The sequence below is a fragment of the Enterobacter cloacae complex sp. IR5441 genome, from assembly GCF_049238215.1.
Lineage (GTDB): Bacteria > Pseudomonadota > Gammaproteobacteria > Enterobacterales > Enterobacteriaceae > Enterobacter > Enterobacter hormaechei_C.
Genome location: NZ_JBMKIA010000009.1, coordinates 11,679 through 23,732 on the forward strand (window position 1 = coordinate 11,679; position 12,054 = coordinate 23,732).

Sequence of the window (12,054 nt, forward strand, 5' to 3'; positions counted from 1 at the left end):
GCGCTATGGTACTGGATGGCAACGGTTTCGTCACGCGTCAAAATAGCCCAAGTTGTCCTGTCACTAGTGTAGCAAAGTCGTCATTGATGAACGGTAAAATTCCCTCCGCAACCGGCTGAAGCTGGCGGGTCAGGTAGTGATCGTAATCAAGCGGAGACTGCTGGTAATCAACGGGTTCCGGGCCGTTAGTTGTCCAGACGTATTTGATCGTACCCCGGTTCTGATACTGCGGCGCACGGCCCCGGCGAACATTCTCTTCATCCGCCAGCCGCGCGGCGCGTACGTGGGGAGGAACGTTACGTTGATATTCGGCCAGCGGGCGGCGCAGGCGCTTGCGATACACCAGCTGGTCATCCAGCTCACCCGCCATCAGGCTGGCGATGGTGTCGCGCACGTAGTCCTGATAGGGCTCGTTGCGAAACACCCGCAGGTAGAGCGTCTGCTGGAACTGCTGCGCCAGTGGCGTCCAGTCGGTGCGCACCGTCTCCAGTCCTTTAAAGACCATCCGCTGCGTGTCACCTTCCTCAATCAGCCCGGCGTAGCGCTTCTTGCTGCCCTGGTCGGTTCCGCGAATGGTCGGCATTAAAAAGCGGGCAAAATGGGTTTCAAACTCCAGCTCTAACGCGCTGGTTAACCGCTCTTTTTGCAAATTTTCGCGCCACCAGTCGTTCACGTAGGCGACCAGTTCTTTGCCGATGCGCGCGGCGTCGTCTTCTGAATGGGCCGCTTTCAGCCAGACAAAGGTGGAGTCGGTATCGCCATAAATAACGTCATAGCCCTGGGATTCAATCAGCGCTTTGGTCTGGCGCATAATGTCGTGCCCGCGCATGGTGATGGAAGACGCCAGACGGGGATCAAAGAAGCGGCAGGCGCTGGTACCCAGCACGCCGTAAAAGGCGTTCATAATGATTTTCAGCGCCTGTGAGAGCGGATTGTTGCCGTGGCGCTTGGCCTCGTCGCGGCCGTGCCAGATGTTTCCCACAATTTCGGGCAGGCAGTGTTTTTTCCGCGAGAAGCGTGCCCCAAGAAAACCTTCGGTGCTGTGCGCATCGTCTGGCTGGGCCATCCCCTCCACCAGCCCCACCGGATCAATCAGAAACGTGCGGATAATTGACGGGTACAGGCTTTTATAATCCAGCACCAGCACCGAGTCATACAGTCCGGGCCGTGAATCCATCACGTAACCGCCGGGGCTGGCCTGCGGCGGCACGTCGCCGAGGTTAGGGGCGACATAGCCTGCCCGGTGCATCCGCGGGAAATAGAGGTGGCTGAAGGCCGCTACCGAGCCGCCGTGCCTGTTGACCGCGAGACCGTTCACCGTCGCGCGTTCCAGCAGGAACGGCATGATCTCGGTTTTGTGGAAGATCTGCGTCACCAGCTCGCAATCTTTCAGGTTATAGGTAGCGAGCGCCGGCTTATCTTCATTAAAGCGCCGGTCGATCTCGTCCATTCGGTCCCAGGGATTGTCGATGGATTTACCTTCGCCGAGCAGTTCCTGGGCGACCGCTTCCAGCGAGAAGGAAGAGAAGTTCCAGAAGGCGGATTTCAGCGCCTCGATGCCGTCGATAATCAGGCGACCATTAGCCTGCGCGAAGAAAACACCGTTCTTAAAACCGTGCTCACGCCACTCCAGCTCACTGTTGCCGCGCCCCAGAATCAGCGGGATACGGTAACGCTCGGCATGTTTTTGCAGCACGCGCAGGTCAAACTGCACTACGTTCCAGCCGATCAGAACATCCGGATCGTGCTCGGCAAACCACTGGTTAAGCTTCTCCAGCAGTTGCGGGCGGCTGTTGACGTACTCCAGATTAAATTCCAGCGCGGACGCATCGCCGTTCGGCGGCCCGAGCATATAGACAACCCGCTGCCCACAGCCTTCCAGGCCAATGCAGTACAGTTCGCCGTGGCGGGTGGTTTCAATATCCAGCGACACCCACTTTAGCGGCGGGCGATAGTGCGGATTAGGCTTCAGGCGCGCGTTAACGATCCTGCCGTTTTGCGCGGTGCCATCTACCCAGACGGGGGCGGTGATAAACCGCTCCATCAGAAAGCGTTCAGGCGGGCGAATGTCGGCCTCGTAAAGCGTCACGCCTGCTTCACGAAGCAGCTTTTCATAGCGCATTAACTGGCGATGGGCGCGGCAGTAGAGGCCGTAAACCGGCTGGCGGTGGAAATCTTTCAGCTGAAGCGGCGTAAGGCGCCAGTTGTTTTCGCCGCGTAGCAGTTGTTTCACTTTCTCGACGTGAGCTTCAGGAATAAAGGCCACGGACTCCTGCGGCGGGAGCGTAACGTTTCGTGGGCCGTTGTCCGTTGCCAGCCAGAATTCAACCTCAGTACCCTGAGGGGTATCCCGCCAGTGTCTGGTCAGTAAAAAGCCTTCTTGCGCCTGCGTCACGGCGTTATCCCATAAAACAAACCAGGCCTGATTATAGCCTGGTTGAGGGGTGTTTGCTGGGGTTTTATACAGTGCCCGTTCCGCCGGATGGCGCTGCGCTTATCCGGCCTACAGGTTCCGCAGGCCCGGTAAGCGCAGCGTCACCGGGCAAGGGTTTACTGCCCGTAGTAGGCTTTCGCACCGTGCTTACGCAGGTAATGCTTATCCAGCAGGGTTTGCTGCATATCCGGCAGCTGCGGTGCCAGCTGGCGGCAGAAGATCCCCATATAGGCGACTTCCTCCAGCACGATCGCGTTGTGCACCGCGTCCTCCGCGTTTTTACCCCAGGCAAACGGGCCGTGGGAGTGCACCAGCACGCCGGGCATTTGCGCCGCGTCGATTCCCTGTTTTTCGAAGGTTTCGACAATCACGTTCCCCGTTTCCCATTCGTACTCACCGCCGATCTCCGCATCGGTCATCAGACGCGTGCAGGGAATGGTGCCGTAAAAGTAGTCCGCGTGGGTGGTGCCGGTGGCCGGAATAGGCTGGCCCGCCTGCGCCCAGATGGTCGCGTGACGCGAATGGGTATGCACAATCCCGCCGATGGTCGGGAAGGCCTGATACAGCAGGCGATGAGTGGGCGTATCGGAGGAGGGCTTTTTATTGCCTTCAACCACTTCACCCGTTTCGAGGCTGACCACAACCATATCGTCTGCGGTCATTACCGTGTAATCCACGCCGGAAGGCTTGATCACGAACACCCCTTTTTCCCGGTCAACGGCGCTGACGTTGCCCCATGTCAGTGTCACGAGGTTATGTTTTGGCAGCGCCAGGTTGGCTTCGAGTACCTGACGTTTGAGATCTTCTAACATTGTCGTCTCCTGCCGGATGGCGCTGCGCTTATCCGGCCTACAGAACCGTAGGCCCGGTAAACGAAGTGCCACCGGGCACTCCGTACTTAGCGTTTTGAACCGTAATAGACTTCGTTCCAGCGCAGCGCGTCTTTAAAGGCTGGCAGACGGGTGTCGTTATCAATCACGGTCAGTTCGATGTCGTGCAGCTCGGCAAACTGACGCATATCGTTCAGGTCAAGCGCGTGGCTGAATACGGTGTGGTGCGCGCCGCCGGCCAGGATCCAGGCTTCCGAGGCGGTTGGCAGGTCAGGCTGCGCTTTCCACAAAGCGTTGGCGACCGGCAGCTTCGGCAGAGAATGCGGGGTTTCAACCGCATCGACGCAGTTCACCAGCAGGCGGAAACGATCGCCGAGGTCAATCAGGCTGGCGTTAATGGCCGGGCCGGTACGGGTGTTGAAGATCAGACGGGCCGGATCCGCTTTGCCGCCAATGCCGAGGTACTGCACGTCGAGGATCGGTTTCTCTTCAACCGCGATGGATGGACACACTTCCAGCATGTGCGAGCCGAGCACCAGATCGTTGCCGTTCTCGAAGTGGTAGGTGTAGTCCTCCATAAAAGAGGTGCCGCCCTGTAGACCGGTCGACATCACCTTCATGATGCGAAGCAGAGCGGCAGTTTTCCAGTCGCCTTCGCCCGCAAAGCCGTAGCCCTGCTGCATCAGACGTTGTACCGCCAGACCCGGGAGCTGTTTCAGGCCGTGGAGATCTTCAAAGGTGGTGGTGAAGGCATGGAAGCCGCCCTGTTCCAGAAAACGCTTCATGCCCAGCTCAATACGTGCGGCATCCAGCACGTTCTGGCGCTTGTCACCGTTGACCTGTGCCGCAGGCGTCAGGCGATAGCTGCTTTCGTACTCGTCCACCAGCGCGTTAACGTCGCCATCGCTGATGTCATTCACCACCTGCACCAGGTCGCCCACCGCCCAGGTGTTGACGGAGAAGCCAAATTTAATCTGCGCGGCCACTTTATCACCGTCGGTGACCGCCACTTCGCGCATGTTGTCGCCGAAACGCACCACTTTCAGGTGGCGGGTATCCTGCTTAGATACCGCCTGACGCATCCAGGAGCCAATACGTTTTTGTGCCTGACCGTCCTGCCAGTGCCCGGTCACCACGGCATGCTGTTGACGCATGCGCGCGCCGATGAAGCCGAACTCGCGGCCGCCGTGCGCGGTCTGGTTCAGGTTCATGAAGTCCATGTCGATGCTGTCCCACGGCAGGGAGGCGTTGAACTGCGTGTGGAATTGCAGCAGCGGTTTGTTGAGGATAGCCAGGCCGTTGATCCACATTTTGGCTGGCGAGAAGGTGTGCAGCCACACCACCAGGCCAGCGCATTTGTCATCGTAATTGGCATCGCGGCAAATGTTGGTGATTTCGTCCGGGGTGGTACCCAGCGGCTTCAGCACCAGTTTGCACGGCAGTTTGGCTTCCGCGTTCAGCGCATTCACAACGTGCTCCGCGTGTTTCGTCACCTGCTGCAACGCTTCCGGTCCGTACAAATGCTGGCTGCCAATCACAAACCACACTTCATAATTATTAAAAATGGTCATTATCGTGTCCTTAATGTGTCAGGGTTGCCGTAGTATCCGCGGTGCTTTTGGCCGGGGCGGCGACAGGGAGATAGTGAAGTTCGGCGCTTTTTGCCCATTGCTGGTAGCGCTGATAAAGCTGTTCAAAGCGTTGTGCCTGCTGAGTCTGCGGCTGGAGCGTACTTTCGACGGCGCTCGCCATATGCTGTTGCGCGGTCGGGATATCCGCATGTACGCCTGCGGCCACGGCAGCGAAAATCGCCGCGCCCAGCGCACAGCACTGATCGGAGGCCACAATTTGCAGCGGCCGGTTCAGCACGTCGCAGCAGGCCTGCATAATCACCGGGTTTTTACGGGCGATGCCGCCCAGCGCCATCACGTTGTTCACGTCAATGCCCTGCCCGGTGAAGCACTCCATAATGGCGCGCGCGCCGAATGCGGTGGCGGCGATCAGGCCGCCAAACAGCGCGGGCGCGTCGGTCGCGAGGTTGAGATCGGTAATCACTCCTTTCAGACGCTGGTTGGCAAACGGCGTACGACGGCCGTTGAACCAGTCCAGCACCACCGGCAGGTGGTCGAGAGACGGATTTTTTGCCCAGGCTTCGGTGAGCTGCGGCAGGAGCTGTTTTTTGCTCGCCGTAATCTGCGTTTTCAGTTCAGGATGCGCGGCAGCCAGCTGATCCAGCGGCCAGCCGAGCACGCGGCCAAACCAGGCGTAGATATCGCCGAAGGCGGACTGACCCGCTTCGAGGCCGATAAAATCGGGTACCACGCTGCCGTCAACCTGACCGCAAATGCCTTTCACCGCGCGGTCGCCGACGCTGGCTTTATCTGCCGTCAGAATGTCACAGGTGGAGGTGCCGATAACTTTCACCAGCGTGTTGGGCTGCGCACCCGCGCCCACGGCACCCATATGGCAGTCGAACGCGCCGCCGGAAATGGTCACGTTTTGCGGCAGGCCGAGGCGTTTTGCCCACTCTTCGCAGAGCGTGCCGACCGGAATATCGGCGGTGAAGGTGTCGGTAAACAGCGGGTATGTCAGGTTTTTGTTGATGATCGGATCGAGTTCATCGAAGAACGCTGCCGGAGGCAGCCCCCCCCAGCTTTCATGCCACAGCGATTTATGCCCGGCGCTGCAACGGCCGCGGCGGATATCCTGCGGGCGAGTGGTGCCGGAGAGCAGGGCGGGAACCCAGTCGCATAGCTCAATCCATGATGCCGCTGCCTGTGCGACCGACGCGTCCGCGCGGGTAACGTGCAGGATCTTGGCCCAGAACCACTCGCTGGAGTAAATCCCGCCGATGTAGCGGGAGTAGTCAGTTTTGCCCGGCTGATGGCATAAGCGGGTGATGGCTTCCGCCTCTTCCACGGCGGTATGGTCTTTCCACAGCACAAACATGGCGTTCGGGTTGTCGGCAAACTCCGGTCGCAGCGCCAGTACGCGGCCTTCGGCATCGACAGGGGCAGGCGTTGAGCCGGTGCTGTCGACGCCAATCCCCACGACATCGGCCCGCTGGGCGTCCGTCAACTCCGCCAGCACGGTTTTGATCGCCGCTTCCATTGATTCAATGTAATCACGCGGGTGGTGGCGGAACTGGTTGTTCGGCGCATCGCAGTAGCGCCCCTCTTGCCAGCGCGGATACCACTCAACGCTGGTTGCTATCTCCAGGCCAGTCGTACAGTCCACTGCCAGCGCGCGAACTGAGTCGCTGCCAAAATCGAGGCCAATTGCAATTGCCATGGTGTTGCTCCATCCAAAAAACAGGTATGGAAGAACATTAGAGACTGGGGACAAAAATCGTCAGGCAGGATCCGCTAATCTTATGGACTAAATTGCTGTAGCCACGCAAAGTGTGACGCCGTGCAAATATTCTATGTGGACATTTCTGCCGCACTTATAGACACTTTTGTTACTGCTTATCTGCCCGTACTGGCGGACAAATCAGGGGAAAAGGCTGAAACATGGCGGACGTAAAAGAGGCGTGATGCTTTTTGGATCTTTTCGCGGGCCATTTTTATACTGCTTTTATCGATATGGACAATTGGTTTCCTTCAGGACCCTTGGGAGAACTGAATCTATGGCCGAACCGCAAAACGATCCCTTACTGCCGGGCTACTCATTTAACGCCCATCTGGTGGCGGGGCTGACGCCAATTGAGGCCGAGGGATATCTCGATTTTTACGTCGATCGCCCTCTTGGCATGAAGGGATATATCCTGAACCTGACCGTACGCGGAGAAGGGGTCGTCAAAAACGGGGATCAGCAGTTTATCTGCCGCCCCGGTGATATGCTGCTGTTCCCGCCGGGGGAGATCCACCACTACGGGCGCCATCCGGATGCCAAAGAGTGGTATCACCAGTGGGTCTATTTCCGTCCGCGCGCCTACTGGCAGGAGTGGCTCTCGTGGCCGGCCATTTTCGCCCATACCGGTTTATATCGCCCGGATGAGGCGCATCTGGCGCAGTTCCGTGAGCTGTTCGCACAGATTATTGAGGCAGGGCAGGCGGGCGGGCGCTACGCCGAACTGCTGGCCATCAACCTGCTTGAACAGGTTCTGCTGCGCCGCATGGAGGCCATCAACGAGTCGCTTAATCCGCCGCTGGACAACCGCGTCCGCGACGCCTGCCAGTACATCAGCGACCACCTTGCCGACAGCCAGTTTGATATTGCCAGCGTCGCCCAGCATGTGTGTCTGTCGCCGTCACGGCTCTCTCATCTGTTCCGCCAGCAGCTTGGCGTGAGCGTACTCAGCTGGCGTGAGGATCAGCGCATCAGCCAGGCGAAACTGCTGCTCAGCACCACCCGAATGCCTATCGCCACCGTCGGGCGTAACGTCGGCTTTGAAGATCAGCTCTATTTCTCTCGCGTGTTTAAGAAGTGCACCGGTGCCAGCCCGAGCGAATTCCGTGCGGGATGTGAATAATCGGTAAACATTCAGGTGAACTTCAGGCGCATCTTGTAAACTATTCAGACAATTGATGCCTTGACGCGGTGCAGGGCGCTAAGCAGAATCGCTGATTCGTTTTCTGACCGGAATAGTTATGCAGGCATTGCTGGAACATTTTATTACCCAGTCCGTTATGTATTCGCTCATCGCCGTGGCGCTGGTGGCGTTTCTGGAGTCGCTGGCGCTGGTCGGGCTGATCCTGCCCGGCACCGTGATGATGGCGGGGCTTGGGGCGCTGATCGGCAGCGGCGAGGTCAATTTCTGGCAGGCGTGGATGGCCGGTATTATTGGCTGTTTGCTGGGGGACTGGATCTCCTTCTGGCTGGGCTGGCGCTTTAAGAAGCCGCTGCACCGCTGGTCGTTCATGAAAAAAAATAAAGCGCTGCTGGATAAAACCGAGCACGCGCTGCACCAGCACAGCATGTTCACCATCCTCGTGGGGCGCTTCGTTGGCCCAACGCGCCCGCTGGTGCCGATGGTGGCCGGGATGCTGGATCTGCCCGTCGCGAAGTTTGTGGTGCCGAACATCATCGGCTGCGTCTTCTGGCCGCCGTTCTACTTCCTGCCGGGGATCCTGGCGGGCGCGGCCATCGATATTCCTGACGGTATGCAAAGCGGTGAGTTCAAGTGGCTGCTGCTGGGAACGGCGGTCCTGCTGTGGCTGGCGGTCTGGCTCTGCTGGCGCCTGTGGCGCAGCGCGAAAGCCAGTGTTGATCGCCTGACGCGCTATCTTCCGCGCTCTCGCCTGCTCTGGCTGGCCCCGCTGACGCTGGGGGTGGCTGTCGTGGCGCTGGTGGCGCTGATTCGCCACCCGCTGATGCCGGTGTACGGTGAGATCCTGTTGAAGGTGGTGAGCCGTTAAACGCCGGGCGGCACTGCGTTTGCCCGGCCTACGGTCTTATACCCAGTAATCCTGACGCGCTTTCTTTCCCGCTCATTAAGGCGTCGGTTGTTCCATCCCACAAAATACGTCCCTCCGCGATCACCACCGATCGCGGCGCGATGCGTGCGGCATCTTCGATGCTATGCGAAACCATCAGCATCGTCAGTTGCTCGCGCTCGCAAACCTCCTCAACCAGCGAGAGCATCTCCTGACGCAGGGCCGGGTCGAGCGCCGAAAAGGGTTCGTCGAGCAGCAGCAGCGGCTGCTTGCGCACCAGACAGCGTGCCAGCGCCACGCGCTGGCGCTGGCCGCCGGAAAGCTCACCCGGTAGTCTGTTGATAAACGCAGCCAGGCCCATTTGTTCGGCGATCGCCTCCAGCGTCTGACGCTGCGCAACACTGAGTTTTAACCCCGGATCCATACCCAGCGCGATGTTCTGCCACACCGTAAGATGATTGAACAGATTGTTTTCCTGGAACAGCATCGACACCGGGCGCTTAGCCGGCGGAGCGTAGGTATATTCGCCATTATCAATGACGATCGACCCGCTGGCAGGCTGCAAAAAACCGGCAATCAGATTGAGCAGGGTACTTTTTCCGGCCCCGCTGGGGCCAAGCACTGCGATTCGCTCTCCCTGACGAACGGAGAGGGTAAAACGCATTGGCAGGTGCTCATAAAGCCAGGTTACATCAGTCAGTTTTAACATCACGCCCCGGAAGTTTTTCGATAACGGTAAATAACGCAAAGCACAGCACCAGCAGTAAAAGTGCCGTGACGGCGCCGTCCTGGCTACGATAGGAGCCAATTTGCTGATAAAGCCAGAACGGCAGCGTGCGGAAATCCTCGTTGCCGAAGAGGGCCACAACGCCAAAATCGCCAATCGACAGCACGCAGGCAAACGCCAGCGCCTGGGCCAGCGGACGCTTTAGCGCGCGCAGTTCGACCACCTTCAGACGCTGCCAGCCCTGCATGCCCAGCGACTGACACAGCAAACTGTAGCGGCTGTTGACGTCGCGCATCGGGTTTTCCAGCACCTTGAGCGCGTAAGGGATGGCCATCAGTGCGTTGGTAAAAATGACGATGCCGTCGGCGCTTTCCGGCAGGCCGATGGTGCTGTTGAACAGTAAAAAGAATCCGGTCGCCAGCACAATACCCGGCATCGCCAGGATCAGCATACCCGTCAGTTCCAGCGCGTGTCCGGCTTTACGGGCATGACGCGCGTACAGCTCGCGGCTGCTCCAGAGCAGCATCATGGTCAGGATCACGCACAGCAGCCCGGCTGCCAGCGCGATGCGCAATGAGGTCCACGTCGCCTGCCACAGGACAGGCTGTTGCAGTACCGACAACACATTGCGATTCAGGCCATCAACGATAACGGCCAGCAGCGGGGGCAGCAGAAGCAGGAGGGCCAGCGCGATCAGCATAAAATCCGCGACGCGGCTGTGCAGGCTGTCCTGCGGATCGCGCCAGCCTGTCAAGTGATTGCTGCCTGTGGGGATCGCTTTACTCAGCCGCTGGCTGAGTAACACCAGCGCCAGGCAGCAGACCATCTGCACCATCGCCAGCAGCGCGGCGCGGCCCGGATCGTAGTCGTAACTTAAGGCCTGATAGATCGCCAGCTCAATGGTGGTGGCCTGCGGCCCGCCGCCGAGAGAAAGCACGGTCGCGAAGCTGGCGAAGCAGAGCATAAAGATTAGCGCGGCCACCGGGGCAATCTGGCGTCGCAGCCACGGCCATTCGACAAAGCGGAAGAACGACCAGCCGCGCATGCCAAGCTGGGCGGCAATCTGACGCTGCTCCCCGGGAATGTTTTCCAGCGCCTGTAAAAAGAGGCGCGTCGCCATCGGCATATTGAAAAAAATATGCGCCAGCAGAATGCCTTTCAGGCCGTAAGGGGAGAAGGTCCATTCCAGACCAAGCAGGTTGAAGAGGGATGCCAGCCAGCCCTGCCGACCGTAGACGCTCAGAATACCGAACACCGCCACCAGCACGGGCAGGATCAGCGTCATCGCGCACAGCCGCAGCAGGGCAAGCCTGCCGGGGAAACGTCTGCGATAGAGGGCGCGTGCAAGGAAAATGGCCGGGATCGTCGACAGCAGCGCGGAGAGAAACGCCTGCCAGAAGGAGAAACGGATGACGTGCCAGAGATAGCTGTCGTGCCAGAGGGCGAGCAGATCGCTCTCTGGCGCGTTAAACCACAGCGCAAGGAATGCACCCAGGCTGACGACCACCATCAGTATGGCGGCGAGCAGCCCGGGAACTAACCAGCCGGGGATCAGCGGCTGACGGCGCGTTGCCATTCACTAATCCATGCGGCGCGCTGGGCGGCAACCTGCTGCGACGTAAATTCCAGTGAGGTTTGCGGCTTGTTTAGCTGCTCAAAGCCTGCCGGCAGCGCAACGTCAGTGACCGGGTACATCCAGTTTCCTGTCGGAATAGCATTCTGGAATGCCGGGGAGACCATAAATTTCAGGAATTTTTCGGCAAGCTCCGGCTGTTTGCTCGCGGCGGTGCGGGCGGCCACTTCCACCTGCAAATAATGCCCTTCAGCAAAGTTCGCGGCGGCGTAGTTATCCTTTTTCTCGGCGATAATGTGGTAGGCCGGAGAGGTAGTGTAGCTCAGCACCAGATCGCTTTCGCCTTTCAGGAACAGGCCGTAGGCTTCGCTCCAGCCTTTGGTGACGGTAACGGTTTTCGCGGCCAGCTTCTGCCACGCTTCCGGCGTTTTATCCCCGTAGACTTTCTGCATCCACAATAGCAGCCCCAGACCCGGGGTGCTGGTACGCGGATCTTCATAAATTACGCGCCATTTCTGGTCACTTTCGACCAGCTCTTTCAGGCTTTTGGGCGGATTCTTCAGCTTGTTTTTATCGTAGACAAACGCAAAGTAACCGTAATCAAAGGGAACGAAGGTGTCGTTTTTCCAGCCGCCCGGTACGTTGACGGCATCTGCCGCCAAACCGCTTTTGGCGAACAGTCTGGTTTGGGTGGCGGCTTCCAGCAGGTTGTTATCCAGCCCGAGCACCACGTCGGCTTTGCTGTTTTTGCCTTCCATGCGCAGACGGTTGAGCAGCGAGACGCCATCTTCCAGCGCCACGAATTTCAGCTCGCAGTTGCAGTCGGCTTCAAAGGCTTTTTTTACCACCGGGCCGGGGCCCCAGTCGGCGGAGAAGGAGTCGTAGGTATAGACCGTCAGAACGGGCTTAGCAAAAACAGGCAGCGCAAACAGCGCCAGCAGAGGAAGAACGTTTTTTAACACTTTGCACCTCAGGGTTGAGTGGCAAAGGATTTTGAGAGACAGCCTCAAATCCCTTCGCCGGCGTTATCCGGATCAGGTTCGACGGGTATTATCTCAGCGCACATCAGTGATGCAGCACCCCGTTGAGAACGGCGCTATTGTAATGATTTG

Annotated in this window: 9 protein-coding genes and 1 riboswitch; of the genes, 2 read left to right on the forward strand and 7 right to left on the reverse strand. The window is 58.8% G+C overall.

Annotation, left to right across the window (positions count from 1 at the left end; genetic code table 11):
• Positions 1-37: 37 nt before the first annotated feature.
• From polB to araB, 4 genes are all read right to left on the reverse strand, one after another.
• On the reverse strand, positions 38-2,395 hold the full coding sequence (gene polB, locus ACOTX5_RS11945) for a DNA polymerase II (RefSeq protein ID WP_045911004.1): 2,358 nt from the start codon (positions 2,393-2,395) through the stop codon (positions 38-40).
• Positions 2,396-2,550: 155 nt separating this feature from the next.
• Positions 2,551-3,246, reverse strand: coding sequence for an L-ribulose-5-phosphate 4-epimerase (araD, locus tag ACOTX5_RS11950; protein ID WP_045911005.1), 696 nt, complete (start codon positions 3,244-3,246; stop codon positions 2,551-2,553).
• Between the two features lie 86 nt (positions 3,247-3,332).
• Positions 3,333-4,835 (reverse strand): L-arabinose isomerase, encoded by a 1,503-nt coding sequence (araA, locus tag ACOTX5_RS11955; protein WP_015572656.1) that lies wholly within the window; start codon positions 4,833-4,835, stop codon positions 3,333-3,335.
• Between the two features lie 10 nt (positions 4,836-4,845).
• Positions 4,846-6,555 carry a ribulokinase gene (araB, locus tag ACOTX5_RS11960; RefSeq protein WP_045911006.1) on the reverse strand — a complete coding sequence of 570 codons (1,710 nt, stop codon included), beginning with the start codon at positions 6,553-6,555 and terminating at the stop codon, positions 4,846-4,848.
• A 337-nt stretch (positions 6,556-6,892) separates the two neighbouring features.
• On the opposite strand from araB, the gene araC reads away from it, so the two are divergent.
• Together araC and ACOTX5_RS11970 are read left to right on the forward strand one after the other, a co-directional pair.
• Positions 6,893-7,738 (forward strand): arabinose operon transcriptional regulator AraC, encoded by an 846-nt coding sequence (gene araC / locus ACOTX5_RS11965; RefSeq protein WP_003856402.1) that lies wholly within the window; start codon positions 6,893-6,895, stop codon positions 7,736-7,738.
• Between the two features lie 118 nt (positions 7,739-7,856).
• Positions 7,857-8,624: a DedA family protein gene (locus ACOTX5_RS11970; RefSeq protein WP_015572658.1), complete on the forward strand. Its 768-nt coding sequence runs from the start codon at positions 7,857-7,859 to the stop codon at positions 8,622-8,624.
• A 28-nt stretch (positions 8,625-8,652) separates the two neighbouring features.
• Here the strand turns inward: ACOTX5_RS11970 and thiQ are convergent, their stop codons facing one another.
• From thiQ to thiB, 3 genes are read right to left on the reverse strand one after another with little or no spacing between them, the layout of a single operon-like run.
• Positions 8,653-9,351, reverse strand: coding sequence for a thiamine ABC transporter ATP-binding protein ThiQ (thiQ, locus tag ACOTX5_RS11975; protein ID WP_017694525.1), 699 nt, complete (start codon positions 9,349-9,351; stop codon positions 8,653-8,655).
• The gene (gene thiP / locus ACOTX5_RS11980; protein ID WP_032670574.1) at positions 9,335-10,945 is read right to left on the reverse strand and encodes a thiamine/thiamine pyrophosphate ABC transporter permease ThiP; all 1,611 of its coding nucleotides are present in this window, start codon (positions 10,943-10,945) and stop codon (positions 9,335-9,337) included. The genes thiQ and thiP overlap by 17 nt, the downstream gene beginning before the upstream one ends.
• Positions 10,921-11,904 (reverse strand): thiamine ABC transporter substrate binding subunit, encoded by a 984-nt coding sequence (gene thiB, locus ACOTX5_RS11985; RefSeq protein ID WP_017694523.1) that lies wholly within the window; start codon positions 11,902-11,904, stop codon positions 10,921-10,923. The genes thiP and thiB overlap by 25 nt, the downstream gene beginning before the upstream one ends.
• Before the next feature lie 31 nt (positions 11,905-11,935).
• A riboswitch (TPP riboswitch) is annotated at positions 11,936-12,036 on the reverse strand.
• Positions 12,037-12,054 lie beyond the last annotated feature (18 nt).

Bases quoted from the DNA above. Each gene is read 5' to 3' on its own strand.
- ACOTX5_RS11970 (WP_015572658.1), top strand. From the start codon at position 7,857: ATGCAGGCATTGCTGGAACATTTTATTACCCAGTCCGTTATGTATTCG.
- araD (WP_045911005.1), bottom strand. From the start codon at position 3,246: ATGTTAGAAGATCTCAAACGTCAGGTACTCGAAGCCAACCTGGCGCTG.
- araA (WP_015572656.1), bottom strand. From the start codon at position 4,835: ATGACCATTTTTAATAATTATGAAGTGTGGTTTGTGATTGGCAGCCAG.
- araC (WP_003856402.1), top strand. From the start codon at position 6,893: ATGGCCGAACCGCAAAACGATCCCTTACTGCCGGGCTACTCATTTAAC.
- thiP (WP_032670574.1), bottom strand. From the start codon at position 10,945: ATGGCAACGCGCCGTCAGCCGCTGATCCCCGGCTGGTTAGTTCCCGGG.
- thiQ (WP_017694525.1), bottom strand. From the start codon at position 9,351: ATGTTAAAACTGACTGATGTAACCTGGCTTTATGAGCACCTGCCAATG.
- araB (WP_045911006.1), bottom strand. From the start codon at position 6,555: ATGGCAATTGCAATTGGCCTCGATTTTGGCAGCGACTCAGTTCGCGCG.